Annotated in this window: 24 protein-coding genes and 1 pseudogene; 4 read left to right on the top strand and 21 right to left on the bottom strand. The window is 51.9% G+C overall.

Features of this window, described 5'->3' with window-relative positions:
• On the top strand, nucleotides 1-311 hold a 311-nt coding region (locus LKD70_RS16135; RefSeq protein WP_227708902.1), incomplete at its 5' end, for a hypothetical protein.
• A gap of 152 nt (nucleotides 312-463) precedes the next feature.
• On the opposite strand, the gene LKD70_RS16130 is transcribed toward LKD70_RS16135, so the two are convergent.
• The 12 genes from LKD70_RS16130 to ybaK form a co-directional block, all read right to left on the bottom strand.
• A complete protein-coding gene (locus LKD70_RS16130; protein WP_227708901.1) occupies nucleotides 464-1,081 on the bottom strand; it encodes a sugar O-acetyltransferase in 618 nt (205 codons plus the stop codon).
• 106 nt (nucleotides 1,082-1,187) lie between these two features.
• A complete protein-coding gene (locus LKD70_RS16125) occupies nucleotides 1,188-2,669 on the bottom strand; it encodes a M56 family metallopeptidase (RefSeq protein ID WP_227708900.1) in 1,482 nt (493 codons plus the stop codon).
• A 1-nt stretch (nucleotide 2,670) separates the two neighbouring features.
• Nucleotides 2,671-3,045, bottom strand: coding sequence for a BlaI/MecI/CopY family transcriptional regulator (locus LKD70_RS16120; protein WP_227708899.1), 375 nt, complete (start codon nucleotides 3,043-3,045; stop codon nucleotides 2,671-2,673).
• Nucleotides 3,046-3,265: 220 nt separating this feature from the next.
• The gene (putP, locus tag LKD70_RS16115) at nucleotides 3,266-4,828 is read right to left on the bottom strand and encodes a sodium/proline symporter PutP (protein ID WP_227708898.1); all 1,563 of its coding nucleotides are present in this window, start codon (nucleotides 4,826-4,828) and stop codon (nucleotides 3,266-3,268) included.
• Between the two features lie 54 nt (nucleotides 4,829-4,882).
• Nucleotides 4,883-5,371 carry a precorrin-2 dehydrogenase/sirohydrochlorin ferrochelatase family protein gene (locus LKD70_RS16110; protein ID WP_227708897.1) on the bottom strand — a complete coding sequence of 163 codons (489 nt, stop codon included), beginning with the start codon at nucleotides 5,369-5,371 and terminating at the stop codon, nucleotides 4,883-4,885.
• Between the two features lie 102 nt (nucleotides 5,372-5,473).
• Entirely contained in the window at nucleotides 5,474-6,133 is a 660-nt protein-coding gene (locus LKD70_RS16105; RefSeq protein WP_227708896.1) for a precorrin-8X methylmutase, read from the bottom strand.
• Nucleotides 6,134-6,150: 17 nt separating this feature from the next.
• On the bottom strand, nucleotides 6,151-7,215 hold the full coding sequence (locus LKD70_RS16100) for a bifunctional adenosylcobinamide kinase/adenosylcobinamide-phosphate guanylyltransferase (RefSeq protein WP_227708895.1): 1,065 nt from the start codon (nucleotides 7,213-7,215) through the stop codon (nucleotides 6,151-6,153).
• A gap of 152 nt (nucleotides 7,216-7,367) precedes the next feature.
• On the bottom strand, nucleotides 7,368-8,990 hold the full coding sequence (locus LKD70_RS16095) for a peptide ABC transporter substrate-binding protein (RefSeq protein ID WP_227708894.1): 1,623 nt from the start codon (nucleotides 8,988-8,990) through the stop codon (nucleotides 7,368-7,370).
• A 63-nt stretch (nucleotides 8,991-9,053) separates the two neighbouring features.
• Nucleotides 9,054-10,826, bottom strand: coding sequence for an ABC transporter ATP-binding protein (locus tag LKD70_RS16090; RefSeq protein ID WP_265104905.1), 1,773 nt, complete (start codon nucleotides 10,824-10,826; stop codon nucleotides 9,054-9,056).
• Nucleotides 10,823-11,674, bottom strand: a complete 852-nt coding sequence (locus tag LKD70_RS16085; RefSeq protein ID WP_320442611.1) for an ABC transporter permease — start codon at nucleotides 11,672-11,674, stop codon at nucleotides 10,823-10,825. Before LKD70_RS16085 ends, LKD70_RS16090 begins: the two co-directional genes overlap by 4 nt.
• Before the next feature lie 76 nt (nucleotides 11,675-11,750).
• Nucleotides 11,751-12,746, bottom strand: coding sequence for an ABC transporter permease (locus LKD70_RS16080; protein ID WP_227708892.1), 996 nt, complete (start codon nucleotides 12,744-12,746; stop codon nucleotides 11,751-11,753).
• Between the two features lie 41 nt (nucleotides 12,747-12,787).
• Nucleotides 12,788-13,237 carry a Cys-tRNA(Pro) deacylase gene (ybaK, locus tag LKD70_RS16075; RefSeq protein ID WP_407690988.1) on the bottom strand — a complete coding sequence of 150 codons (450 nt, stop codon included), beginning with the start codon at nucleotides 13,235-13,237 and terminating at the stop codon, nucleotides 12,788-12,790.
• Between the two features lie 207 nt (nucleotides 13,238-13,444).
• Between ybaK and LKD70_RS16070 the strand changes: the two genes are divergently transcribed.
• The gene (locus LKD70_RS16070; protein ID WP_227708890.1) at nucleotides 13,445-14,179 is read left to right on the top strand and encodes a hypothetical protein; all 735 of its coding nucleotides are present in this window, start codon (nucleotides 13,445-13,447) and stop codon (nucleotides 14,177-14,179) included.
• A gap of 2 nt (nucleotides 14,180-14,181) precedes the next feature.
• Here the strand turns inward: LKD70_RS16070 and LKD70_RS16065 are convergent, their stop codons facing one another.
• The 3 genes from LKD70_RS16065 to LKD70_RS16055 are packed head-to-tail and all read right to left on the bottom strand — an operon-like array spanning nucleotide 14,182 to nucleotide 18,336.
• Nucleotides 14,182-16,080 (bottom strand): ABC transporter ATP-binding protein, encoded by a 1,899-nt coding sequence (locus LKD70_RS16065; protein ID WP_227708889.1) that lies wholly within the window; start codon nucleotides 16,078-16,080, stop codon nucleotides 14,182-14,184.
• 42 nt (nucleotides 16,081-16,122) lie between these two features.
• Nucleotides 16,123-17,862, bottom strand: coding sequence for an ABC transporter ATP-binding protein (locus LKD70_RS16060; protein WP_227708888.1), 1,740 nt, complete (start codon nucleotides 17,860-17,862; stop codon nucleotides 16,123-16,125).
• Between the two features lie 24 nt (nucleotides 17,863-17,886).
• On the bottom strand, nucleotides 17,887-18,336 hold the full coding sequence (locus LKD70_RS16055; protein ID WP_227708887.1) for a MarR family winged helix-turn-helix transcriptional regulator: 450 nt from the start codon (nucleotides 18,334-18,336) through the stop codon (nucleotides 17,887-17,889).
• 277 nt (nucleotides 18,337-18,613) lie between these two features.
• On the opposite strand from LKD70_RS16055, the gene LKD70_RS16050 reads away from it, so the two are divergent.
• Complete coding sequence (locus tag LKD70_RS16050) at nucleotides 18,614-19,093, top strand: MazG nucleotide pyrophosphohydrolase domain-containing protein (RefSeq protein ID WP_227708886.1); 480 nt, start codon at nucleotides 18,614-18,616, stop codon at nucleotides 19,091-19,093.
• Here the strand turns inward: LKD70_RS16050 and glgB are convergent.
• The gene (gene glgB, locus LKD70_RS16045; RefSeq protein ID WP_227708885.1) at nucleotides 19,015-20,874 is read right to left on the bottom strand and encodes a 1,4-alpha-glucan branching protein GlgB; all 1,860 of its coding nucleotides are present in this window, start codon (nucleotides 20,872-20,874) and stop codon (nucleotides 19,015-19,017) included. The genes LKD70_RS16050 and glgB overlap by 79 nt on opposite strands.
• Nucleotides 20,875-21,090: 216 nt before the next feature.
• On the opposite strand from glgB, the gene LKD70_RS16040 reads away from it, so the two are divergent.
• Nucleotides 21,091-21,660: a TetR/AcrR family transcriptional regulator gene (locus LKD70_RS16040; RefSeq protein WP_227708884.1), complete on the top strand. Its 570-nt coding sequence runs from the start codon at nucleotides 21,091-21,093 to the stop codon at nucleotides 21,658-21,660.
• Between the two features lie 34 nt (nucleotides 21,661-21,694).
• Here LKD70_RS16040 and LKD70_RS16035 read toward each other — a convergent pair.
• The 5 genes and pseudogenes from LKD70_RS16035 to LKD70_RS16015 all read right to left on the bottom strand — a co-directional run.
• Nucleotides 21,695-21,913 (bottom strand): annotated as a pseudogene (locus LKD70_RS16035) (PHP domain-containing protein); the annotation flags it as partial.
• A gap of 5 nt (nucleotides 21,914-21,918) precedes the next feature.
• The gene (gene cobA, locus LKD70_RS16030) at nucleotides 21,919-23,481 is read right to left on the bottom strand and encodes a uroporphyrinogen-III C-methyltransferase (RefSeq protein WP_227708883.1); all 1,563 of its coding nucleotides are present in this window, start codon (nucleotides 23,479-23,481) and stop codon (nucleotides 21,919-21,921) included.
• Nucleotides 23,456-24,376 carry a hydroxymethylbilane synthase gene (gene hemC / locus LKD70_RS16025; RefSeq protein WP_227708882.1) on the bottom strand — a complete coding sequence of 307 codons (921 nt, stop codon included), beginning with the start codon at nucleotides 24,374-24,376 and terminating at the stop codon, nucleotides 23,456-23,458. The genes cobA and hemC overlap by 26 nt, the downstream gene beginning before the upstream one ends.
• Entirely contained in the window at nucleotides 24,361-26,043 is a 1,683-nt protein-coding gene (locus tag LKD70_RS16020) for a cobyric acid synthase (RefSeq protein WP_227708881.1), read from the bottom strand. The genes hemC and LKD70_RS16020 overlap by 16 nt, the downstream gene beginning before the upstream one ends.
• A gap of 184 nt (nucleotides 26,044-26,227) precedes the next feature.
• Nucleotides 26,228-26,352: transposase (locus LKD70_RS16015; protein WP_227708838.1), on the bottom strand; the 125-nt coding region annotated here is incomplete at its 5' end.

The following is a 26,352-nucleotide window of genomic DNA, read 5'->3' as shown; positions in this document are numbered from 1 at the left end:
TCCAGTCTGCCGCCTTGCTCGCACAGCCTCCGCTGTTCGAAAAATTTTCTCTTCAAAGAAATTTTCAAGGGTTGTTGTCTATTGTTCAGTTATCAAGGTTCCTGTCGTTCTTTTCAAGCGACAGCTTCGATATTTTATCAAATCTCTTTTCGTTTGTCAAGAACTTTTTTATTTTTCTGTTTCATCTCAGCCTTCGTGATGTCCGGCTCTCGATGACAGCTTATATAGATTATCACATCTTTCCGGTTCTGTCAACAACTTTTTTTCATTTCTCAGCTCCCCGGTCGTTCCGCCTCCGCGTCTCCGGCTGAGCCGATCTGCTCTGTTGTTGTGTCCCCGTCATCAGCGACAGGTGCTATCTTATCATCACCGGAGGGAATTGTCAATGTTTTTTCTCTTTTTTATTTATTTCAGACAATTCACACAATTCTGACATCATCAGAGCATTCCCGGGACGCGGAATTTATTCTATAGCCTCATAATCAATCTTTCTGTTTTTGAAATAATACTCCCTGTCATAGTCGCCGATCTCTCTCAAAACTCTGCATGGATTTCCTACAGCGACCACCCCTGCGGGAATATCCTTCGTCACAACACTTCCTGCTCCGATCACCGTATCGTCTCCGATCGTCACTCCGGGCACAATAACCGCACCGGCTCCGATCCAGCATCTCTTTCCGATATGTACCGGCATATTGTACTGATACATTTTCTCTCTCAGCTCAGGCAGAATCGGATGTCCGGCTGTGGCAACAGTTACATTCGGGCCAAACATCGTATAATCACCCACATAGATATGGGTATCGTCCACCATCGTTAAGTTGAAGTTTGCATAGACATAGTTTCCGAAGTGAACGTTGCCTCCGCCCATGTTCGCGTGAAACGGAGGTTCAATATAGCATCCTTCTCCGACTTCCGCAAACATCTCCTTTAACATCGCTTCCCTTTTCGTGCCTTCTGTCGGACGTGTCTTATTGTAATCATAAAGACGGTCCAGTCTCCTGACCTGGTCTTCCATAATTTCTGCATCTCCCGGAAGATAAAGCTCGCCTGTATGCATTTTCTCCTTCATGCTGCCCATAATTTTCCTCCTTCTTACACATACAGCATCATTCTGCTATCTGTTTCCATTCTTATCTTCCATCTTACAATACTTTTTGCGTCCGCTCAATTGTTTTTAACTGTTTCTAACTTGACGCGGCAGGTTCCATATCCAGTGTCCTGATATATTCCATATCAACCGGCGCACAGATATGATATGTCTGATACCGATAGCCTCCGTCCTCTTCCAGCATTCCTGTCCTCAGATACTCTCCGGATATATAAAGCGTATATTCCAGCCCGTCCGATCTTCCATATATATGAACTCCATCCTCATTTCCCGCCTCATATTCCGCGAGCAGACGCTCTACCTGTATTTCCGAGAGGTACTGTGCAAGACGCTCCATATCTTTTATGACAAACGTCTTTTCATTTTCGGTATAGGTAAATTCTTCTATATTCTCTATGCCGCCTTTTAACCCGATAGCCTCCGCAGCCGTCTGCCTCTCCGTTGCAATCCCGATATTTCCGACACTCAGACAGCTCACCGTCATGATAACAAACAGAAGTCCGATTCCCAGCCTTTTCTTTCCGGGCGTTACAGTCGCTCTCAGACGATAACGCAGCGTCTCCGCAGTAGCAGAGAGACAGGTTGTAAATCCTTTCGCTTCCCCTGCGATTGCCAGCAGCAGCTCCGCATATTTCTTTCTCCTGCTGTCATCGGCATCTTTCAGCACAATTTCATCGCACGAAAGTTCCAGATCATCTTCCGCCTTTTTCACCGCAAGCCACACAAAAGGATGAAACCATCCAAGCGCCGTGCAGAACCTGAGGAAAAACTTTGTGTGAATATCATTTCTCCGGATATGATTCAGTTCGTGAAGAAAGATAAGTCCGACCTCTTCTTCTGTGAATCTCCGTTCCGGCAGATATGTCGTCCTGTTCTTCTTTCGCATACCGACGGACAGAGGGGTACGGATTGCAGCGCAGTAGCGAAGGCCGATTTCATCTGACATCCCCATTTCCCTGGTCAGCTTTTTCCACTTTTCCCGCAGCTCCGGTTCTTCCACGTCCCGGGAGTTCTTCTTAAGCTTCCCTGCATAATTTATATGAGAAATGATCTGAATCGCAAAAATGACAGCAAATCCGGCTATCCATATAAGAAAGGACAGTCTTAAAATATCCCAGGGAATATACAGAACCGCCTTAGGCGGCAGCGCCATATTCCTCGAGTACAGCATATTGGGCTGGTAAAACAGCAGAACAGGCACTAGCCAGAAGGCAGCGCACGTTTTTGCCGTATAGTATTTCCGCAAAACAGGCAGAAGGATAAGAAGCAGTGTGAAATACACGCTGATAAATAAAAATACATCTATAGAAACGTTCAATATATACAGTCTGCTTTTCTCCCGTCCGCTTATCACCCCATACAACAGAATATAGAACCCGAGCATGATCGGGAAAAGTATCGGATCAATGCCGACAGACGTATCTTCCCGTACCGCAGATAAAACATATCTGTCCCTGTTCTCTATATTCCAGGATCTGTGGAACGTGCCCGCAAGCATGGCTCCCAGAAACAGAGCCCAGAAAATACGAAATCCATACATAAGAACCGTGTCCGACATATCAGAGCTCTCCTTTCTCAAGAAGCCTTTTCAGTTCTTCCACTTCCTCCTTTTTCACACCGCTGTCGCACAGGGCTGTCGCGAAACCGGCGACAGAGCCTCCGAAGAGCCTGTCAAGAAACGACCTGCTCTCCGAGGCCAGATATTCCCTCTCTGTTATGAGCGGTTCGTACAGGTTTGACCTTCCCTCTTTTCTAAGTGCAAGAAATCCTTTTTCGCAGAGGCGCGTCAGCAGCGTCAATATCGTCGTCGGCGCCAGGGGATGAACCTCCTGCAGAGCGTTTTCGACCGTCATTCTCGAGACCGGCGTTTCCTCCTTCCATATGATCTGCATGATCTCAAGTTCACTTTCCGGAAGGCGTTTTATTTCTTTCATATGTATCCTCCTCTCGTTTTGCCGAAAACATGCCCGGATTATCAGCACATGTTTCTTCCATTATCTATCGTCGAAATCAGATTTAGCTTCTACGTTTGTAGAATCATTATATTCTACAAACGTAGAAATGTCAAGAGAAGCCCTATATCATATAAAGAGAAAAGACACAGCGGCGGCTTTCCGTCACTGTGTCTTTCTCTATTTTCACTGTTTATGATTTCTAATTTCCGGCTGCCGGGTTCTTCACTTCCTCGAACTCCCTCTGCATCTCCTCCGACGGTTTCTGCGTCAGCAGCGATACCACAACAATACACAGACTGGAGAAAATAAATGCCGGCAGAAGTTCATAGATATCCCACATCCCGCCAAGCGGACGGACAAGCAGGTTCCATACAAACACCATCACTCCGCCGCCGAGCATTCCGGCAATCGCGCCTGCGCGCGTCGTCCGTTTCCAGAACAGGCTGAAGAGCATCAGCGGTCCGAAGGTCGCTCCGAATCCCGCCCAGGCAAAACTTACAATGGTAAAGATCACACTGTTTTCATCCAGTGCGATAATGATTGCCACAACAGCAATCAGTAAAAGCGTTATTCTCGAGACATTGAGCACTTCCCTGTCGGAAGCCTTCTTTCTTGCGAGTCCCTGATAAATATTCTTCGCAAACGCAGAAGCGGCGATCAGAAGGTAGGAATCCGACGAGCTGATTGTCGCCGCCAGAATACCGGCCATTACAAATCCCGCAAGCAGCGGAGGAAGCAGGTTCGTGGCCAGAAGAATAAATACATTCTCCGCCTCTGCCGATGTCGTGAGCGCAGTCGGGAAGAGAGTTCTTCCAACCAGACCGATAAACACGGCGATCGTAAGCGAGATCACAACCCAAACTACCGCAATCCGGCGTGAACGGGTCAGTTCCCCCTCCTCACGGATTGCCATGAAACGCAGAAGGACCTGAGGCATACCAAAATAACCCAGCCCCCACGCAAGCGCTGATACGACAGACAGGATTCCATACTGTCCCGCTTCTCCGAACAGCGGCACTCCGTTCGCCGCCTGCTGCACCCCGTCTACAGTCTGCGGAGTGGCAATTCCGAAGAAATCAAGGAATCCGGGAATCGAGCGTACGTTTTCAATCACCGCGCCAAATCCGCCTGCTGCATATGTACCGGTCAGCACGATTACCGCAAGTGCAATGATCATTACAATCGCCTGCATAAAATCAGACGCACTCTCCGCGAGGAATCCTCCGATGATCGTATAAATCAGAACAAACACAGCCCCTACGATCATCATCGGCACATACGGCAGCCCAAACAGAGTAGAAAAGAGCTTGCCGCAGGTTACAAGACAGCTCGCCGCATACACGGTGAAAAAGATCAGTATAAACACCGCGGCGATCGTCATGATCACCTTGTTTTTTTCATGATATCGGTTAGAAAAAAATTCCGGCAGCGTAATGGCATTTCCTGCCTTTTCGCTGTAGCGTCTCAGCCGCTTTGACACAATCAGCCAGTTGACATACGTTCCGGCCGCAAGTCCGATAGCTGTCCAGGCAGCGTCTGAAATTCCGCACCAGTATGCCACACCCGGCAGTCCCATGAGCAGCCATCCGGACATATCCGATGCCTCTGCGCTCATGGCCGTCACCCATGGTCCCAAACTCCTCCCGCCAAGAAAATACGCATCCGAACTGGCATTGGCTTTTCTCGCGAAAGTTACACCTATGATGATTACCGCCGCCATGTAGATGACCATGGCGATCAGAATCTGTAAAGTATCTCCCATTCCTTCTTTAGTCCTTTCTGAAGCATTTTAATCAATATTATATACAAAAGCTTCTCATTTTTCAATCCTGTCATCAGAATAGTCCCTGCGGTTCCCGTACAGCGCTTCAATCCCGCTTCGCACCCGCTTCACCCGGCCCGGATCTTCTCCTCCGGAATTGATTCCGATCACTGCCTCGTCCGTTATCACAACAGAGGGAAAATAAAAATCGCAGGAGTCTCTGTCATCCGCCACATTCACCGGAATTTTTCTGTGCCTGCACTCCTCCTGTACGGCCCGGTTGACTGCCCTGCTGTCAGTCGCGGCGATCACAATCCCGGCAGATTCCGCATCTCCCTCCATATACTCTCTGAGTTCAGACCGGATCTTTCCCTCAGCTGCCAGCTCTTTCATACCTGCACAGAGTTCCGGTGCGATCACCTGCACGTCCGCACCGAACTCCAGGAGGGTCTTCACCCGGCGCAGTGCGATATTTCCGCCGCCGACGACGAGGATTTTCATTCCTTTAATATCCACAAACATGGGAAAATAAGCTTTCTCCATCTCTTCCCCTTCTTCTCCTTTCTCCGCGGCATTTCCACAATTCACTGCGGCACGGCATACACAAAGTTCTTCGTGTCAGAATATGTACAAAAATTCTTCATATCAGAGCATGTACAGCAGCGCATTGCAGATACAGGCCGCGATATTGCTTCCGCCTTTTCTTCCCCTCGCCACGATGTAAGGCGTGTCACTTAACTCCAGGATGAGTTCCTTCGCCTGCACCACATTGACGAAGCCGACCGGAACACCGATAATCAGCTCCGGTTTCACTCCCCCTTCCCGGACAAGTTCATAAAGCCTCACAAGAGCGGTCGGAGCGTTGCCGATGGCGAAAATCAGTCCGCCGTCCCCGCTGCCTTCTGCCTGCCGCTTTCTGTACAGTTCCGCTGCTTTGTCCATGCTCGCCGCGGCTCTTGTCGTGCCGTTCTCTGCCGCCGCCTGTGCCACATCTTCATCTGACATAAAGCAGAGCACTTCCCCGCCATACTGTGACAGGCGCTTTTTGTTGATCCCTGCTTTTGCCATCTGCGTATCCGTCACAATACTCGCCCCGTTTTTCAGCGCCTGAAGCGCCCGTTCCACCGCATTGTCCGAAAACACGAGATTGTCTGCGTAGTCAAAATCCGCACTCGTATGAATACAGCGTTTTATAATCGGCTCTGTTTCCGGAGGGAATTTCCTTCCGCCCAGCTCCTCCGTAATCATCTCAAAACTTCTCTTCTCGATATCCGCAGGACGCACCTGCTCCAGTTCACCCAGCATTCTCCACTCTCCTTGTATTATTTAAGCTGCTGCCCGATCCCGCACACGACCCGGTATACATGTTCCGCCTTTTCAGCCAGTTCTGTGCAGATCCGCCCCGTTTCTTCCCTGCATCTGCGCTCGAAAGCGTCCACAGGGACTAGACCGCAGCCGATCTCGCAGCATACAACTGTAATTCCCCGATTTTTCTCAAGTATCGTGTTCACGAGTTCTTCCGCCGTCCGCCCGGAGCTCAGCCATCTCCGCACAAACAGATGGAAATGATCCACTGCCCCGCACTGTTCAATCTCTTCAAGCGGGCAGTCTGTCCCGTCCGCCCAGCAAAGTCCCGGACTGATCTGCTCCGCAAAACGGCGCTTTCCCTGATATGCCCCACCGGTTATCACTGTCATTGTTCTCACAGATCTTCCCTCCTGCTCTTCCCGCCATTCTTTCTGCGGTTCATCCTGCCGTTTTCCCTGCAGATTTTCTTGCAGATTTTTCCGCCATTCTTTCTGCGGTTTGTCCTGTCGTTTTTCCTCCGGCTTCCGCCTTACTGGCACTCCGTATACGACCTCTGTCACAGCGTCGGCTTCTTCCGCAAGTTCCCGGTTGATCTGTCCAAGTGTCCTTTTATACGCGTCCATTTCCGCCGAGTCTGTCCCCGCCTCGCAGAACACGTCGTTTGTCACCACAGTCAGAGACGCGCACCGCTCCCTGAGAAGGTGTATCCCCCTTATGACCGCCCCGGCGGCATCTTCGCGGGCACCGTCGGACTCATACATCTCGTTTGCCGTCAGGTTGGAAACACATTCCAGAAGCGCGCAGGAACCTTCGGGGATCTCTTCCTTCCTGATCTTTTCCTCCAGGTTTACATACCATTCCAGCGTCTGAAACCCTCTGTCTTTGCGCATTTCTCTGTGTTTCCTGATCTTTTCCTCTGTCTCCGCACCGTGCGGAATCATATCCGCAATATAGTAAAACGGGATCTCTGTGCCTGTTTCCGTACACAGCGCTCTGTGCATTTCTGCTGCGGCAGATTCGGAGTAGGCGGACTTGCCGCTTCCGCTGCCTCCGATAACAAGTTCCATTCTGCCCGCCATCTCGCCCTCTCCTTTTCCTGTTATTCCTGCTGTTCTTACTATTCCGGTTGTTCCGGCTGTTTCTGCTGTTCTGCTATTTTTGCTGTTCTGTTATTCCTGCCTTCAGGCAAGCGTCAGCGCACACAGGGTCATCCGTTCCAGGATATGTAATTTCACTGATTTTCTGCGACATCCGCGTACCTGTATTCCAGCGCTCCGCTGGCCGCCACCTGACGGATTCCGCTTATATCCGGATTCACAAGGTTCACGCTCTTCATCGCATACAGCGGGATAATATAGAACTGCTCTCCCACAGCGATCTGCTCCGCTTCATGAAGCAGTTCGGAACGCTTCATGGGGTCTGTCTCGGAATTGGACTGTTCCACAACCCCGTCGTAGACTTCATCCTGAATACCGCTGCAGTTGTATGTACTGTTGGACAAAAGCATGGACAGGTATGTATACGGATCCGAAAAATCTGCGGTCCAGTTCATACGGCACAGGTCAAACTCCCCGGAATACCTTGTGGAATAATTGGCCTGAAGTTCCTGTGCTTCAAGCTTTATCTCAATATTCAAATTTTTCTTCAGCTGCTCCTGAATCACCTGCGCTGTATCGGAATCCATCTCCAGCGTGGGATAATTATAAGTAAGCTCTGGGAAGCCTTCTCCGTCCGGGTAGCCTGCCTCTGCCAGAAGCTCTCTCGCCCGCTCCACGTCTTCCTCAAAAGGACGGGACGCCCCATCCACAAAATACTCCCCTGTCGCTTTGTCTTTCATATATTTTGCCACCAGGTTGTATGTGGGCTCCGTATCGCTTCCCACAATCCGGCAGAGTTCCTCCCTGTCGATGGCCAGGTTGATTGCCTCCCTCACCCGCACATCGTTTAACGGCTCCACATTCAGATTCATGTAAATATATCTTGTGGCAATCTGATCCGTCACGAGGAGATCTTCCGCTCCTTCATAGGCTTCCATAACCGCAGATGACAGAGAGGTCGCCACATCCACCTCTCCCGCCTCGTACGCATTTGCCATTGACTGCGTATCATCGAAAAACCTGTATGTGATCGAGTCCAGCTTTATCTCATCCGCATCCCAGTAGTTTTCATTCTTATTCAGAACAAAATACTGGTCGGGTACATATTCCGCAAGGCAGAACGGGCCGTTGGACAGGCTCGTTTCGGGATCTCTGTCCCAGCCGCTTTCGACGGAGTCCGCATACTTCGCGCAGGACGGCGTATACACGGGAAGCCTGAGCAGGTCAAGGAAATAGACACACGGCTCTTCAAGGCGGAAGATCAGTGTGTAATCATCCGGCGTCTCCACGCCCAGCGTGCCCGCCTCCGCCTCTCCGTTATAGATCTCTTCCGCATTTTCTATCGGGAAAAGATACACCGCGTAGCCGCTTCCCGACGCCGGGTCCAGGGCGCGTGTAATCGTATTGAGAAAATCTGCCGAAGTCACAGGTGAGCCGTCTGACCACAGCGCATCCTCCCTCAGGTGGAACGTCCAGACTGTCGAGTCTTCATTCACCTCATAGCTTTCGGCGGCCCTGTATTCGATCTCCCCGTCTTCATTATAAGTAAGCAGCTCATCCAGGGCACTTACCGAGTAGGAAAGATACGTCAGGGCAATGGATCCCGCCGGGTCCATGGACCCCGTATCGCTGCTGATGGCAACTGTGATATTTTTTCCTTCTGTATTCTCCTCCGGTACCGCGGTTACACATCCGGCAGTCAGCACCGTACACAGCGCCGCTGCCGTCAGAAGAGCCGCTGTCTTTTTCAGCCTCATCCTGTTCTCCTTATTTTATCCTTTTCCTACTTCCTGTTTCTTTTGTCCTTTTTCCCCGCAGCATCAGATCTGCGACATCATCCTGTAGCCGTCCGCCCGCTTCCCGCTGTGTTTCTCAGAATAGAGGAAACACGCGATCTCTCTGTCTCCGAACACATACGTCTCCGGATTCTCTCTCCTGCAGCAGTCCAGCGCATAGCCGCACCGTCCCGCGAACGGGCACCCGGTGTCCTTTCCGCCGCTTTCTCTTAACGGGACCGCACGGATCTTCGATGCGCGCAGCGGGTCCGGTTCCAGAACAGCCTCCAGAAGCTGCTTCGTATACGGATGCCAGGGGTCAGAACATATCTCTTTTGTCCGGCCCGTCTCCACAACATATCCGCCGTATATCACGGCCACCCTGTCACTGATCCGGCGCACAAGCCCGATATCGTGGGAGATAAAAAGGCAGGAGATCTTCCTGCGCTCCTTTATCTCCTCAAGCAGAGCAAGAATCTGCTCTTTCGCCTCCGCGTCAAGCGACGCCGCAGCCTCGTCGCATATCAGAAGCTCCGGCTCTGTGATCAGCGCCCTTGCAATTCCGATGCGCTGGCGCTGTCCTCCCGAAAAATCCGCCGGATACCTCCGTGCATCCCCGCCGGACATTCCGACCATCTCAAGCATCTCTTCCACACGGCTCTCTGTCTCCGTACGCCGGGGGCCGCGGGCTGCTTCCAAGAGCGCTTCCCCGACTGTAAGACATGGATTCAGTGCGGAATAGGGATCCTGGAACACCATCTGGATCTTTCTTCCCGTCCCGCTTTTCCGCAGATTCCGGTTCAGACATTCGCCCCGGTAAAACAGAGCGCCGCCATCCGCCTCCATTACTCCTGACAGAATTTTTGCAAACGTCGTCTTCCCGCTTCCGCTCTCTCCCACAAGAGCCAGCGTTTCCCCCTGAGCAATCTCAAGAGAAAGACCGCACAGCCCTTCGCCCGCTCCATACTCTTTCGTAATCCGTTCCGCGCGCACAAGGGGCTCCCCTTCGGCTCTTCTTTCTTCTTCCTGTACAGGTTCTTTCCCGTGTGCTTCCGCGCTTTTTTGATGAATCTTTCCCGCACGGGTCAGAAGCGCTCTCGTATACCCGTGACGGGGCGCGTAGAAAATCTCCTCCGCGTTTCCGCTTTCCACGACAGTTCCTTCGTGCAGGACGTACACTGTTTTACAGAGGGCCGCAGTCACCCCGAGATCGTGGCTGACAAGGAGCAGCGACGTTCCTGTTTCCTTTACAATTCTCTTAAGGAGAAGAAGGATCTGTGACTGCACCGCCGCATCCAAAGCTGTCGTAGGCTCGTCCGCGATGATGAGATCCGGCTCACAAGCAAGGGCAATGGCGATTACTACTCTCTGCCGCATTCCTCCCGAGAGTTCAGAAGGATACTGTCTCATCCTCCGGTGCGGATCAGAGATTCCAACCATATCCAGCAGTTCCTCCGCACGCTGCTCTGCCTCGGACCGGCTGCATTTTCTCCGTATCTTTACCGTTTCCGCAATCTGCCGCCCGATCCGGACCGAAGGATTCAGACAGCTCAGAGAGTCCTGAAACACCATCGCCGCGCTCTGTCCCGGCACAGGACGTTTCCCGTCCAGGGCAAGCTTTTCGCATCCCACGGAAGCGTCCTGTCCCAGAAGTCCCATGACTGCCAGCATGGCCGTCGTTTTCCCGGAACCGGACTCTCCCACAATCCCCGCGATCTCACCTTTTTCTACCGTGAAGCTCACGTCTCTTAACACATGCCGGACTCCCTGTTCCGTGCGGTATTTTACATTCAGTCTTTCCACTTCAAGCAAGCTCATTCGCTCCATCCTCTCCTGCCGCCTGTTTTCTCCTCAACTGCCGTTCCGATCATATTCAGTGCAAGAATCATGACGCACAATACAAGAAGCGGCCAGATCATCTGATACGGATAAAGGATCATCTGGCTTCTCGCCTCCTGGATGATCGTGCCGAGACTGGCTGCCGGAGCCGCAATCCCGACGCCGAGAAAGCTTAAAAACGCCTCTGTAAAAACAGCCTGCGGCACAAGGAAGATCAGATTCACAAGGATCGGGCCCGCCGCGTTCGGCAGCAGATGTCTGACCAGGATACGCAGCGGCGGAATCCCTTCCATGCGCGCCGCGCAGGCATAGTCCGCCTCTTTCAGCCTGATAATCTCCCCTCTCACAATCCTCGCCATACTGATCCAGCCGGCAACACATAGCCCGAGAATGATGCTCCCGGCGCCTGCTCCCATAACAAGCGTGATAAGGATCACGTAGAGCATGGACGGGATGGAAGAAATAATGTCCGCAGCCCGCATCAGAAGCATGTCGGTCTTCCCGCCTGCATATCCGCAGACCGCTCCGTACATCACGCCGATTCCTCCGTTGATCAGGGCGCTCACAATGCCGATAAACAGACTCAGCCCCGCGCCGTACCAGACTCTCGCGAACAGGTCGCGCCCGAACCGGTCCGTGCCGAACCAGTGTGCCAGAGAGGAGGTCTGGTTACGGATCTCAGCGTTCTGCTCTGACCATGACCACGGCCCGAAAAGGGGAACCGCAATGGCAAGGATGATCCAGAGCGCCAGAATTGCACAGCCTGCCGCTGCCATTTTGCTTCCGCCCGTATACTTTTTCCAGATCCGTCCGGCTCTGCCGCGCATATGGTCTCCTCCTTCTGTTTCTGAATATATTGCCGTTCTTTTTCTTCTGCCCTCTATCTGTCTTAATGCCTGTTTTCTATTTTCTCTGCCTGCCGTCTGCTTTTTTATATGCTCGTCCCGTCTCGGGACTCAGCCACGCGCAGAGGAGATCCGTAGCCAGATTTACCGCGATCACCACTGCTCCCATAAAAACAGTAAGCCCGAGAATCAGCGTATAGTCCCGGTTCGTGATGGAGCCGACGAACTCCCGTCCGAGTCCGGGTATGGTAAAAATGCTCTCAATAACAAAACTTCCGGTGAGAAGCGAGGCCGATGCAGGCCCCACATAGTTAAGCACCGGAAGATATGCATTTTTCAGTGCATGAGTAAAAACAGCCCTCCATTTTCCAAGTCCTTTCGCCCGTGCAAAGAGGTAATATGCCTTTCCCATCTCCGCAGAAAGGGCATTGGAAGTCAGCCTCGATATGACGGCCGCCGGATAGAGCGCCAGCGCAGTCACAGGAAGAATGTAATGAGCCGGGGAGAGCAGACCGGAGGCCGGAAGCCACTTCAGCCTGACACTGAACAGAAGCAGAAGAAGTATCGCCGCGGCAAACGTCGGTATGCCTGCCGCCAGCATTCCCGCGCCGGAGATAATCTCCCGCACCGCTCTCTTCTCTGACACTGCCCTGAGAATTCCAAGCCCCGTCCCGAGAAGAACAGACACTGCAAGCGCAGCAATTCCCACAGAGGCAGTCACCGGCCACGCCCTTTTTATCACTTCTGCCACCTCTGTGGACGGATCCTGGTACGAGATCCCGAAGTCTCCTTTCAGAAGTCCTCCCATATAATTCAGATACTGGGTGAAGATCGGCTCATTCAGCCCGTACTCTTCCTCCACAGCCTCCACGACCTGAGATGAAACGCCGCCCTGCTGAAAAGGACTCCCCGGCATGATTCTCACAAGGAAAAACGTGACTGTGGCAAGCACAATAAGAGAGAGAACGCCGATCAGCATTCTCTTCAGAGTGTATCTCAGCATTCTCTCTTCACCTGCCCTTCTCATCGTGCCTTCCCGGCATACCGCCGTCACAGCGTTCCTCTTAAAATCTGCTCCGCTGCTTTTTCGTTCATTTACTCTGTAATATCCGCCGTCTCAAAACGGATTACCTTTTTCAGGTCGTCAAGGCTTACTTCCACCTGATATCCGATCTTTCCCGCGCTGAAAATAATCCTGTCAAAATTCTCCGCGCTTTTGTCTATCGTTGTCGCAAACTGTTTCTTCATTCCGATGGGCGAACATCCGCCGTGCACATATCCGGTAAGCGGAAGCAGTTCCTTCTGCTTTATCATCTCAATGCTTTTCTCTCCCACACACCGGGCCGCTTTCTTTAAATCCAGCTCCCTGTCAACCGGAATGACGAACACATAGTTTGTCTTTGTCTTTCCCACTGTCACAAGCGTCTTGAAGACCATATCCGGATCTTCCCCGAGCGCCCGGGCCACATCCGAGCCGCTGACCGCTCCCGTATTCAGGTAATTATAACTTCTGTACTCAATCTTTTTCTGATCGAGCACACGCATGACGTTAGTCTTGTCATTGTTCTTTCCCAAGCTTATCATCTCCGCTCTTCCGTCATTTTTACGAACAGGTATATTGTAGCATTGAGCAGGAGGGTATGTCCAGATGATTATTGTGAACGCGGAATTTGACAAATAGTTCAGAAAACAGATAAAATAGAAAAGATGGACAAAACGGGCAAACCCGTTGATGGAAAGGAATAAGGCAAAATGAAAAATCCCGTCTTTTACCGCGTTCTGTTCTACGCGCTCGGTCTTCTGACTCTGGCGCTCGGACTGACGCTTAACACAAAGGCCGGACTCGGTGTCTCGGCAATTATTTCGGTATCATACAGTATCTCCCTGATCTTTGACCTCAATTTCGGCGACGTCACGCTTGGCCTGTACGGCCTTTTTGTCTGCATTGAGATTGTGCTTCACCTCTGGCAGGACCGCCGCAGGACAAAAAAATCTGACCCTGCTCTTGTACACGCCAACAGGGCCAGCATAAAATATATCCTTCTTGTGGATCTTCTTCAGTTTCCTCTCAGTATTGTGTTCACCCGGTTTCTGAATCTTTTCTCCGCAGTGCTTCCGGATATTCCTTCCGGCACACTCGGAGCTGTGCCGGAGATGCTTCTTCGCATTGCAGTTGTTGTCATCGCTGTTATCCTCACCGGTATCGGAGCCGCAATGTCGCTTAACATGCGCTATATTCCGAACCCGGGCGACGGAATCGTACAGGCCATCGCGGACTGTATTCACAAGAGCGTCGGCTTTACGAAAAACTGTTTCGATCTGGTAAATATCAGTTTCGCCCTGGCGATCAGCCTTGTCTTTACCGGCGGTCTGGGCGGAGTTGGCATCGGCACTGTAATCGCGGTCATCGGCGTAGGAAGATCCGTTGCGGTGTTCAACCACTTTACATATAACAGGATGAAACGCCTGGCCGGGGTGGAGGATTAAATCTATGCCGCGAAATTTCCGGTATAAAGCTGATAATACTTTCCCTTCGCTTCCATCAGCTCGTCGTGGGTTCCCCTCTCTATAATACATCCCTGCTCCATAACCATGATGCAGTCCGAGTTCTTGACTGTAGACAGACGATGAGCAATGACAAACGTCGTACGTCCTTTCATAAGCGCATCCATTCCCGCCTGCACCAGCTTCTCGGTACGGGTATCGATCGACGACGTCGCCTCGTCAAGGATCAGCGCCGGCGGATCCGCCACAGCTGCCCTGGCGATTGCAAGGAGCTGTCTCTGGCCCTGGCTTAAGTTTGCCCCGTCGCCGGTGAGCATCGTATCATAACCGTCCGGCAGGCGGCGGATAAATCCGTCCGCGTTGGCAAGCTTCGCGGCCCGGATGCACTCTTCATCTGTAGCGTCCAGCTTTCCGTAGCGGATATTCTCCATGACGGTTCCAGTAAACAGGTGGGTATCCTGAAGCACAATTCCGAGGGATCTTCTCAGATCCGGCTTCTTGATCTTGTTGATATTGATTCCGTCGTAGCGGATCTTTCCGTCCGCGATATCGTAGAACCGGTTGATCAGGTTCGTAATCGTCGTCTTTCCTGCTCCCGTAGCGCCGACAAAGGCGATCTTCTGTCCGGGTTTCGCATAGAGGCTGATATTATGAAGCACAATCTTGTCTTCATTGTAGCCGAAATCCACGTCGTCGAAGACAACTTCCCCCTCCTGTTTCGTATAAGTGACCGTGCCCTCTGCCCTGTGCGGATGTTTCCATGCCCACAGATTCGTCCGGGTTTCGGATTCTGTCAGATTGCCGTTTTCGTCTTCTTTCGCGTTGACCAGTTCCACATATCCCTCGTCTGTCTCCGGCACCTGATCCATCAGGTCAAATACACGGTGCGCACCGGCGGCAGCGTTGACAACGAAGTTGATCTGCTGGCTGACCTGCGTGATCGGGTTTGTGAAACTCTTGTTCAGGCCCACAAAAGTTACAACTGTACCGATCGTAACTCCGGCAAGACCGTTGATTCCGAGGATTGCCCCGACGATCGCCACCAGCGCGTAGCTGATCCATCCGATATTGGCGTTGATCGGCATCAGCAGGTTTGCATAGCGGTTCGCCTTGTCCGTACTGTTCCGCAGTCTTTCGTTTACTTCGTGAAAATCCCTCTTTGCTGCCTCCTCATGGCAGAAGACCTTGACGACTTTCTGGCCGTCCAGCATCTCCTCAATGAATCCGTCCACAGCGCCTAGATCCATCTGCTGACGGACATAATATTTTCCGGACAGCTTTGAGAAATTTGCCGTGACAAGAAGCATCACAGCCGCTGTCAGAATCGAGATCACCGTCAATGCGGGATTGAGGACAATCATCGTAATCAGCGTGGCGATCATTGTGATCACGGAGTTGATAATCTGCGGAATGCTCTGGCTTAAAAGCTGTCTTAACGTATCCACATCGTTTGTATAGACTGACATGATATCGCCGTGGGCGTGGGTATCGAAATATTTGATCGGCAGCGACTCCATCCGGCGGAACAGATCGTCTCTTAAATGGAGCATCGTGCCCTGGCTTACGTTAACCATAATCCTGTTGTAGGCAAACGCCGCAATAACACCGATCCCCATAACACAGGCAAGCCGGAACAGGTCTGCGGCAAGCCCGCTGAAATCATCGGAACCGTTCTGAAGCATCGGCGTGATGTAATCATCCACCAGTGTCTGCGGGAAGGTTGCGCCGACGACTGTCGCGATCGCTGTAATCAGAATGCAGACAATCACAAGCAGAAACGGATATTTATAGTAATGAAGCATGTAGCGGATGACCCGGCTGATCAGCTTTGCAGCATTGTTTGCCCGGCCGCCCGGTTTTTTCTCATTTAACTTATCGTTCATAAATCAGGTTTCTCCTTTCTTTCATGCTATTCTGCTCCCCGGTCAGGCCGGCTGGTCAAAGTCACCGCTGCCTTCCAGCTGGGAATTGTAAATCTCCTGGTAGATCGCATTATTTTCAAGCAGATTTTCGTGGGTATCGAACGCGTCGATCTTTCCGTCATCCAGCACGAGGATCCGGTCGGCGGACTCCACGCTGGATACTCTCTGCGCGATAATAATCTTTGTCGTCCCCGGAATCGTTTTCTCAAACGCGGCCCGGATGCTTGCATCCGTCGCTGTATCCACGGCGCTTGTGGAGTCATCCAGGATCAGAACTTTCGGTTTTTTCAGGAGCGCGCGGGCAATACACAGACGCTGTTTCTGTCCGCCGGATACATTGGCTCCGCCCCGCTCGATTCTCGTCTCATACCCGGCGGGCATACGGTCGATAAACTCATCGGCGCACGCCGCCTTGCACGCCTCGATACACTCTTCTTCTGTCGCATCCGGGTTGCCCCAGCGCAGGTTGTCGAGGATCGTTCCCGAGAAAAGTGTATTTTTCTGAAGCACGACGGAAACCTGGTTTCGCAGTACTTCCGTGTCATATTTCCGGACGTCTATACCGCCCACACAGACGGAGCCGCTGTCCACATCGTAGAGACGGCAGATCAGATTGACAAGACTGCTCTTTCCCGAGCCGGTTCCTCCGATCACGCCGATCGTCTCGCCGCTTTTGATGTGAAGGTCGATATCCGACAGGGCGTTCTTTCCGCTTCCATGCTTATAGGAAAAGTTCACATGGTTAAAGTCAATGCTTCCGTCCGGCACCGTCATCACCGGATCCTCCGGGTCCGTCAGATCCGCTTCCTCGCTCAGGACTTCGCTGATACGGCGTATGCTCGCCATAGACATACTGATCATGACGACAACCATGGAGAGCATCATCAGGCTCATGAGCAATGCCATAATGTAACTGAACAGGCTGGTCAGATCTCCTGTTGTCAGCGAACCTCCCACAATAAACTGGGCGCCGAACCAGGAAACCGAAATAATACAGAAATAGACTGCAACCATCATGGCCGGATTGTTGAACGCCAGCAGACCTTCCGCCTTCACGGAAAGATCATAAAGCATTTTTGACGCCCTGGAGAACTTGACATTCTCATAGTCTTCACGCACAAACGCCTTGACAACACGGATCGCTGTCACGTTTTCCTGCACGCTGGCGTTTAAGTCATCGTATCTGCGGAATACCTGTCTGAATATTTTCAGCGTGACCACCATGATTGATCCGATAACAACCACGAGGAATGCAACCGCGATCAGAAACATTCCGCTGAGCTGCACGTTAATAAACAGGCACATCGCAAAACTGAAAATCAGATTCAGCGGCGCCCGGACCGCCACACGGATTACCATCATAAATGCGTTCTGTACGTTTGTAATATCTGTTGTCATACGCGTGACCAGACCCGGCACGCTGAATTTGTCAATGTTTGAAAAGGAAAATGTCTGGATGTTGGCATAGATCGCCTCCCGCAGATTCGCGGACAGACCTGCCGCCGCGCTTGCCGCTTTTTTTCCTGCAAATGCGCCGAATGCCAGACTTAGAAACGCCATGACCACCATAAGCGCCCCGTAACGGTAGACAACCGGAAGATTCCCTGCCTCCAGTCCCTGGTCGATAATAATAGCTGTAACAAACGGCATCAGTATTTCCATAATCACTTCAAGTGCGGTCAGTCCGATACAGAGAAAGGTGTCCCGTTTGTACTGCCGCAGCTGCTGTAATACTTTTCTCACTGTCAATAAACCTCCTGTCTGTTTTTATTCATCTTCCATTGTGACGAACCGATTCATCAGTTTCTGTTCCAGTTCCCACAGCTGAGTCTTTTCCTGCTGGTCAAGCCCGCTGAAGATCTCTTTCTCCATCCGCCCCGCCTTCTGCAGGAATTCGCTTCCCTCCGCGATCAGTTTCCCCGTGGGAAGCAGTTTTTTCCTCCGGATATCATCCGGATCTTCATGGAAATAAAGATAGTCTTTTTCTCTCATTTTTTTAATCAGAGCCGAGAGCGTTGCCTTTGACACCCCGATCTCACTGCACAGTTCTGTAAGATATGTGCCTTCCGGATGGTGTCTTAAAATATAGACAAGAAAATAAACCTGAACGCCGGTTATGTCCCTGCATTTTAAGCTCTGTTCCAGCTGTACCGACAGATTCTGGTTGAGTCTCTTCATCATAAAGACCAGCTCTTCCGGCCCGAAGCTTTCATTCATTTCTCAGAACACCTCCTGCAATTTTCCAGACAGCCCGTTCACAGTCAGTCTTTTTATAAACTGTTCCATATCGAACTGTTCGTCTCCTTATTTTCTGTCCATTGGAAATTTTAGCGCAGAACTCTTTGAATGTGAAATTCAAAATCGCTATTATCGATAAATAACTTTTATAGATATTGATTAGAGAATACTATTTGAAAAAACCGGTATGGCATCCTTACAGGATCTGTAGTACAATTCTGTCATACAGCAAAACATCAGAAAGGGAGGATGTACTGTGACAAAATTTGAAGAATTCGTACAGGTTGTTGCACGGCTGCGCGGGCCGGACGGATGTCCGTGGGACCGGGCCCAGACCCACGCAAGTCTTAAGAAAACATGTATTGAAGAAGCGGCAGAAGTCATCTGCGGAATCAACATACTGGACGCAACCGGCAGTCCGGATAACTTAAAGGAAGAACTCGGAGATCTTCTCATGCAGATCGTCATCCATGCCCGGATCGCGGAGGAAGAAGGATATTTTACGATGGATGACGTCATCCAGTCCATCACGGACAAAATGATCCGCCGCCATCCCCATGTGTTCGGCCCCACTCTCTTCTCCGGTTCCGGTGAACCTCTGACAGACTGGGAAGAGATCAAAAAGCAGGAGAAGGCCGGGAAGGAATGGACAGAAAACTATCTGCCTGATGCCTTTGACGAAGCTGAAGAACTCATCGAACGGGCAAAGGAACGCAAGGGAATCACTTCAAAATAGACGGCGGAAAACGGTTTCAGCTCAACCGTGCACTTCCCGTCCGCCACTCTCAATTCCCGCTCCGGTGTCTGCCGCGTTCCTCCATAGCACGCCGCATCGCTGGAAAACAGCGGCCGGAGCTCCCCGGCTCCGTCAACTGTCAGGCAGTGCTCCTGCATCCGGTCGGAAAAGTTGAATACCGCCGCAATCCGTTCACGGCTGTATCCTGCCGCGGCGGATCTGCGCTCAAAGGCGTAGATGCATTTTTCTTCCGCATGACACTCGATCCACTGAAATCCCTCCGGGTCATAGTCTCTTTCCGAAAATGCGGGATGCTCCAGGTAGAAACGGTTTAAATCCCGCATAAACAGATGGAACTGACGGTGCGCCGGATAATCCAGCAGGTTCCAGTCCTGCTCCCGTTTCTCATCCCATTCCCTGAAATGTCCGATTTCATTTCCCATGAAGTTAAGCTTCTTGCCCGGATGCGCATACATGTACATGTAAAACGCACGCGCCTGGGGAAATTTCTGTCCGTAATCCCCATTCATCTTCTGCAGAATCGTGGCTTTTCCGTGTACAACTTCATCATGGGAGAGCGGGAGAAGATATCTCTCATCATAATAATACGCCATGGAAAATGTCAGTTTGTGATAGTTCTCACTCCTGTATTCCGGGTCTGTGCGGAAATAGTCAAGCGTATCATTCATCCAGCCCATATCCCATTTATAGTCAAACCCAAGCCCGCCCTCTTCCGTATCCTTTGTAACGCCGGGGAAGCAGGTGGAATCCTCCGCCGCGAGAATGACAGACGGGTGCCTCTCCTTCAGTCCCCGGTTCATCTCTCTTAAAAATCCGACCGCATTGGAATTGACGCCCCGCTCCGGCATCCCCTGCCAGTAGATCGCCCGGCTGATGGCGTCCATGCGCAGCCCGTCCATGTGATACTCTGTGAGCCAGTAATTTGCCGCTGACTGGAGAAAACTTCTCACCTCTCCCCTTGAATGCATAAAATTGCAGCTTCCCCACTCACTGTATCCCACTGCCGAATGAGGGTATTCATAGAGCGCCGTCCCGTCATATTTCGCCAACGCATACCCGTCCACCGCGAAATGAACCGGCACAAAATCGAGAATAACGCCGATTCCGTTCTGGTGGCACACATCCACAAACCGTTTCAGCTGATCCGCTGTACCGTACCGGGATGTGGGGCTGAAAAATCCGGTTCCCTGATATCCCCACGACTCATCAGACGGATATTCGCACAGGGGCATAAGTTCAATATAGTTATACCTGTTTTCCTTCACATACGGGATAAGGATATCCGCCATCTCATCATAGCGGTACCATTCATCCGGCTTGTCCCCCGGTTTCCTAAACGAACCGAAATGCACCTCAAAAATATTGAGTGCCCGGTCCCTGCAGTCCGTCCTTTTTTTCATCCATGCGGTGTCTTTGAACCTGTATTTTCCCATATTCCGGATATAGGAAGCCGTGTTTGGCCTGAGTTCCATCCCGTAACCGTACGGGTCGCAATGATCCGTCCAGTTTCCCTCCCGGTCGTAAATCCGGTATTTGTACATCATTCCCGGCTCCGCATCCGCCGAAATGTACTCCCAGAAATTACCGTCGTGTACTTTCTCCATAGGCCTCTCTTCCCACCCGCTGAACTCCCCGATCACGGAGATCTTTGAGGCGGACGGAGCAAATGTCCGGAATACCGTTCCCTCCTCCGACACATGCGCCCCCAGATACCGGTACGCGTCAAAACATTTTCCCGTATAAAATTCATAAAAATCCATACAGCACCTCCGCAGGAAATAATCGACAGCAGTCGTTTTTTATTCTATAATTATACTATCTGCGAACAGCCGGTCCGTCCACCGTCAATAACAGCCATTGGTCGGATAAACAACGAATCCCGCGGATCTGTCGGTTATCTCACACGACGCAGCTCTGCTGTTTATTTCCTGCGGGCGTGATCTTCCGTCTGATCTGATTCTGAGGAGGGGTATCGTTTGAAAGAGAGAAAAGAAGAAAAGAAAGAGAAAAAGGATCTCCGCATTGAGAAGACAGAAAAAGCGATCAAAAACGCTTTCATCGAACTGCGGGCGAAAAAAGCGCTGGAAAAAATCAGCGTAAAAGAACTGTGCGAGCTTGCGTGCATCAACAAGTCCACTTTTTACTCGCACTACTGCGATATATATGCGCTTTCGGACACGATGGAGCAGGAGACCGTCTCATCAATCATAAGCAGCATCTCTCATATTGAAGACTACTCGTTTCAGAATTCCGATGCCTTTACCCGGGCGGCATGCCTTGCCTTTCTCTCCCAGATCTCGCTGATCCGGATTCTTTTCTCCGGAAAGCAGCAGAACCATCTGGGCGACCGGCTCGATGCCGAGATGAAAAAGGTAATCTTTAAAAAATACCCTGAATACGGGAACGACGCGGAGAAGAATATCCTCCTGTCCTACTGTATTCAGGGAACTTATCATGCATTTTTAAATAATCCGGATGTAGACACCGATACCTTTGTGCGCACAGTGGAGCGTATCGTAAAATATCTGCAGCCCATGGCAGAATAGGCTTTCCCGGCTTATCCCGCAGTTTTTTCCGGATCTGCGTCATGTATCTCGGATAGTCCACGTTTGCCAGGGGATCTCCGTCCCGGTATTCAATCACGGCGCCGCTGTCCCAGTCCTCTTTCACGCCGTAATCCACATGATCCGTGATACAGATCTCATCCATTCCCATTTTGACCGCGTCTTTTATCACGTCTTCCATCGGGTAAACGGAATCGTCGCTGAATTCTGTGTGTACATGATAATCCGCAAACATATCTTTTATTCCTCCTCAGCTGTTTCAAGAATCTTTTCCACCATGGAGTCCATATCCGCTCTGTCGGATACCACGGTCTCCATTCCGTACTCTGCTGCCGCCTTCGCAGTCTGCTCCCCGATGCAGACCGCCCGGATTCCGGACGGGATCTCTCCGCCCATGGCCCGGACGAATCCATGTACCGTGGACGCGCTTGTAAATGTCATTCCGTCGATCTCCCCGTTTTTCAGAAGTTCTCTGACTTCCTCCTGAAGCGCGGGATGAACGTCATAAAGTGTCCGGTAGAGCGGTATATCCTCCACTTCAAGCTGCGCCTTCCGAAGCGGCGGAACCAGCTCCCCGGATCCCTCCTCCGCCCGGACAATCATAATGTGCGCCCCGGGAGATGCCTCCGCTGCAAGCTTCTCTCCGAGTTCACGCGCACTGTATACTTCCGGAACAAGATCCGCAAACAATCCGTGTTCCCCGAGTTTTCCGGCGGTAGCCGATCCTATAGCTGCAACTTTTATATTTCTTTCAATCGATAACAGTTTTCTTAAATCGTATTTTATCTCTCTGAGTTCATCAAAAAATGTTGTCACGCCAACAGGGCTTGTAAAGACGAGCCACAGCTCATCCTTCTTTTCCCCGGGCATCTCCATTCTCTCAAGCGCCTCCTTAAGCCTTTTGTTGGGCCGGACCGGTTCCGTCCGGATCGCCGGCATCTCGATCACCTGAGCACCGAGCGCTCTTAATCGTTCCGCAAGCACAGACATGTTCTGGCGCGGTCTTGTAAGAATATACTGTTTTCCTCCCAGAGGACGCTTCTGCGCCCAGCCGAGCGTCCCGGCGAGTGTACAGACTTCTCCCACGACAATCATTGCCGGTGTATGGATTTCTGCCAGATCCGATTTTTCCTTCAGCGTGCCCACTGTCGCACAGATCTGCCTCTGGCGGGCCGTCGTTCCCCGCTCTATAACCGCGGCCGGAATCTCCGGATTCATCCCGGCGTCCATAAGTCCCTTTAAAATCTTTTCCATTGAAGATACACTCATGAGAAAAACGAGTGTTCCGCCCAGCTTTACCAGCGCCGGAAAATCAATGCTGAGTGTTCCGTCTTTTTTCGCATGCCCGGTAATCACATGAAATGACGAGGCATAGTCTCTGTGAGTCACCGGAATACCGGCATATGCAGGAACTGCCGCGGATGATGTCACTCCCGGCACCGCCTCAAAGGGGATTCCTTCCTCCGCCAGTGCCTCCAGCTCCTCTCCGCCTCTTCCAAACACAAACGGATCGCCGCCTTTGAGCCTGACAACACATTTTCCCGCCTTTGCTTCCCGGATGAGAATCTGATTGATCTCCTCCTGGGGAACCGGGTGATTCCCCGCATGTTTTCCCACATAGATTTTCTCTGTCCGGTCCGGCAGCCAGCTTAACAGTTCCGCACTGACCAGCGCATCATAAACGATCACGTCCGCCTTTTTAAGAAGTCTGGCCGCCTTAACCGTAAGAAGTCCCGCATCCCCCGGGCCCGCTCCGACAAGCCACACTTTTCCTTCCTTACATTTCTGCTCTTTCTCTGTCATATTTTCCTCCTGCTGCCTGATCTTCCATCAGCCTGCGCGCCAGCTCCTCTCCGGCCTGCTCTGCCCGGGAAATGTCCGCGCACAGTTCTCCCTCCCGGTATTCCCCGGAATTTTCATCGTAGTATAAGCCTCTTATTCTCAGCTCCCCGCCGGACACTTCAGCGTATGCCGCAGAAGGCGACGTACATCCGCCCCCGCACGTCCGGATAAACTGCCGCTCCGCACAGGCCGCCGCGCGCCCCGCCGGATCGTCCAGCGCCGGGATCCAGCCGAAGGTTTCTCCCCTTCTTCCCTGCACGGCAAGAATCCCCTGTCCCGCCGCCGGTATCATCTCCTCTGTGGAAAAATATCTGCCGATCACATGCTCCATGCCGAGGCGCTTCAGCCCGGCCGCGGCCAGAAGGGTCGCGTCGTATCCCTCCTCTTCCAGCTTTCGCATCCGCGTGTGGACATTTCCCCGGATTCCCCGGAACGTACAGCCCGGAAAAAGCTTTGACATCTGAAGCGCCCGCCTTCTGCTGGACGTGCCGACCACCGCATTTTCCGGCAGTTTTTCAAGCCCCCTCCTCAGGATCAGGACGTCTCTCGGATCTTCCCGCCTGCTGTACGCAAGAAGCGGCAGATCCGGGTTCACCTCCATGGGAACGTCTTTTAAGCTGTGCACGGCGATGTCGATTCTGCCGTCTAAAAGCGCACGGTCCAGCTCCTTGACGAACAGCCCCTTTCCGCCGATTTTTTCGAGACTTTTGTCCATGATTTTATCCCCTGTCGTCTTCATCGTGACAATTTCCACAGAGATCTCCGGATCATACGCAAGAATCCTCTCCCGTATGATCTCTGCCTGCCTCACGGCAAGAATACTCTCTCTGCTTCCGATTCTTACGAAAGAACGCATGGCGCATCGTTTCCTTTCTCTATGATCTGATATATGGCTTCCATGTCCAGGCTTTCTCTTAGAATATCCGCAAGCCTGTCATACTGCTCTTCCTTGTAGGTTTTCCAGTTCACCGCTTTCACGCGCTCCGGGTCATATCCTTTTTTCCGCAGCAGTGCCTTCACAAAACCTCCGGACACCTCCGGCGAGTCAAAGATCCCGTGAATATAGCACCCATACACACTGCCGCTCTGAACTCCGTCCGTCTCCCGGGTTTCGCATTCCGTCCCGTTTCTCATCCCGTTTTCCATTCCATATCCCTCTCCGGGAATTGCGGCAGAGCACGCTTCCGCATCCCTCGCAAGCGTCACAAGAGGCCCGCCGCACGCTCCCTCAGCGTTTGCCGCCGATTCGCTCAGAGCTTTCGGAGCATGCTCCCCCGTCCCTGCAGTTGTCCGTCCCATATGGATCTCATATCCCTCGTACCGGGCTCCGCTCAGCCCGCTCAGGACGCCTGACATCCTGCAGAATCTTCCGTGTACCCTTGTCCGTCTCTTCTCCTCCTCAAACACCGTCTCCGCGGGAAGAAGTCCCATTCCTCTTATGCTGCCTTTCTGTTCCGCGCCTTTGGGATCGCGGACTGCAAGTCCGAGCATCTGGTATCCTCCGCAGATACCGAAAATCACGCCGCCTTTTGCCCCGTATTTGAGAATCTGCGCCTCCAGCCCGCTCTGCCGCAGCCAGAGGAGATCCTGAATCGTATTCTTTGTTCCCGGGAGGATCACCGCATCGGGGTTTCCAAACTCTGAGGGAGAGTCAATGTATCGTACATTGACCTCCTCCATCGCCTCAAGCGGAGCGAAATCGGTAAAATTGGAAATCCGGGGCAGGCGTATCACCGCAATATCGACCAGCGCCGCTTTCTTTTTCTTCCGGTTTTCAAACCGTTCCGTCAGGCTGTCCTCATCGTCCAGATCCAGATTGAAATACGGCACAACCCCGAGCACCGGAATTTTGGTCAGATCTTCGAGCATCGTAAGACCGGGCTTCAGGATCGACACATCACCGCGGAACTTGTTGATAATCGTTCCCTTGATTCTTCTTCTCTCCTGTTCCTCGAGCAGCATGACCGTGCCCGCAATCTGGGCGAACACGCCGCCCCGGTCAATATCCCCCGCCAGCAGAACCGGGGCGTCCACAAGCTCCGCCATTCCCATATTCACGATATCGTCCTTTTTTAAATTGATCTCCGCCGGGCTTCCTGCCCCTTCGATCACGATCACGTCAAACCGCCGGGACAGACTCTCATAGGCGCCAATGATATATGGAATATATTCTTTCTTGTGCCGGTAATATTCCACCGCGGACATCACTCCCACCGGTATTCCGTTTATAATCACCTGAGAGCCCGTGTCGTTAGTGGGCTTTAAAAGGATCGGGTTCATCGCCGCCTCCGGATCGATTCCCGCCGCCTCTGCCTGCATGACCTGGGCCCGGCCCATCTCCAGCCCTTCTTTCGTGATAAAGGAGTTCAGCGCCATGTTCTGGGATTTAAAAGGCGCCACGGAAAATCCGTCCTGGGCGAGCACCCGGCAGAGGCCTGCTGCCAGCGCGCTCTTCCCCACATTGGACATCGTTCCCTGTATCATGATCGGTCTGCTTGTCTGTCTCGTCTTTGTCTTTCCCATCGTCTGTCTTCCTTTTTTCTTTTCTCCGACTTTCTCTTCTCCGCGTTCTTCTATTCGGTCCCGCTTCGATCCAGTCTCTAAGTCACAACCACCACTTCAAGTGGTGGTTTGAGTTGGCCCTCATAAGGGCCGGTTACATGCTCGCCCAAAAGGGCGGGTATCGCAAGCATTGTTACTGGTCTGCTTATAAAGCGGTACTACTTGAATCTTCTTTCCTCGATTCTTCCGCCTGCTCTCTTATATATTTCTTTATTGCATCTTCTGTGATATTACCAATTGTTGAAACATAATATCCTCTGGCCCAGAATG

The organism is Ruminococcus turbiniformis, assembly GCF_020687545.1.
Lineage (GTDB): Bacteria > Bacillota > Clostridia > Lachnospirales > Lachnospiraceae > Mediterraneibacter > Mediterraneibacter turbiniformis.
This window is presented reverse-complemented; position numbering and strand designations above follow the sequence as displayed.

What these genes read in the sequence shown, in the direction of transcription:
- LKD70_RS16130 (WP_227708901.1), bottom strand. Translation starts at nt 1,081, where the DNA reads ATGGGCAGCATGAAGGAGAAAATGCATACAGGCGAGCTTTATCTTCCG.
- LKD70_RS16125 (WP_227708900.1), bottom strand. Translation starts at nt 2,669, where the DNA reads ATGTCGGACACGGTTCTTATGTATGGATTTCGTATTTTCTGGGCTCTG.
- LKD70_RS16120 (WP_227708899.1), bottom strand. Translation starts at nt 3,045, where the DNA reads ATGAAAGAAATAAAACGCCTTCCGGAAAGTGAACTTGAGATCATGCAG.
- putP (WP_227708898.1), bottom strand. Translation starts at nt 4,828, where the DNA reads ATGGGAGATACTTTACAGATTCTGATCGCCATGGTCATCTACATGGCG.
- LKD70_RS16110 (WP_227708897.1), bottom strand. Translation starts at nt 5,371, where the DNA reads ATGGAGAAAGCTTATTTTCCCATGTTTGTGGATATTAAAGGAATGAAA.
- LKD70_RS16105 (WP_227708896.1), bottom strand. Translation starts at nt 6,133, where the DNA reads ATGCTGGGTGAACTGGAGCAGGTGCGTCCTGCGGATATCGAGAAGAGA.
- LKD70_RS16100 (WP_227708895.1), bottom strand. Translation starts at nt 7,215, where the DNA reads ATGGCGGGCAGAATGGAACTTGTTATCGGAGGCAGCGGAAGCGGCAAG.
- LKD70_RS16095 (WP_227708894.1), bottom strand. Translation starts at nt 8,990, where the DNA reads ATGAGGCTGAAAAAGACAGCGGCTCTTCTGACGGCAGCGGCGCTGTGT.
- LKD70_RS16090 (WP_265104905.1), bottom strand. Translation starts at nt 10,826, where the DNA reads ATGAGCTTGCTTGAAGTGGAAAGACTGAATGTAAAATACCGCACGGAA.
- LKD70_RS16085 (WP_320442611.1), bottom strand. Translation starts at nt 11,674, where the DNA reads ATGCGCGGCAGAGCCGGACGGATCTGGAAAAAGTATACGGGCGGAAGC.
- ybaK (WP_407690988.1), bottom strand. Translation starts at nt 13,237, where the DNA reads ATGCGTGTGCTCGATCAGAAAAAGATTGAGTACAGAAGTTATAATTAC.
- LKD70_RS16070 (WP_227708890.1), top strand. Translation starts at nt 13,445, where the DNA reads ATGAAAAATCCCGTCTTTTACCGCGTTCTGTTCTACGCGCTCGGTCTT.
- LKD70_RS16065 (WP_227708889.1), bottom strand. Translation starts at nt 16,080, where the DNA reads ATGAACGATAAGTTAAATGAGAAAAAACCGGGCGGCCGGGCAAACAAT.
- LKD70_RS16055 (WP_227708887.1), bottom strand. Translation starts at nt 18,336, where the DNA reads ATGAATGAAAGCTTCGGGCCGGAAGAGCTGGTCTTTATGATGAAGAGA.
- glgB (WP_227708885.1), bottom strand. Translation starts at nt 20,874, where the DNA reads ATGGATTTTTATGAATTTTATACGGGAAAATGTTTTGACGCGTACCGG.
- cobA (WP_227708883.1), bottom strand. Translation starts at nt 23,481, where the DNA reads ATGACAGAGAAAGAGCAGAAATGTAAGGAAGGAAAAGTGTGGCTTGTC.
- hemC (WP_227708882.1), bottom strand. Translation starts at nt 24,376, where the DNA reads ATGCGTTCTTTCGTAAGAATCGGAAGCAGAGAGAGTATTCTTGCCGTG.
- LKD70_RS16020 (WP_227708881.1), bottom strand. Translation starts at nt 26,043, where the DNA reads ATGGGAAAGACAAAGACGAGACAGACAAGCAGACCGATCATGATACAG.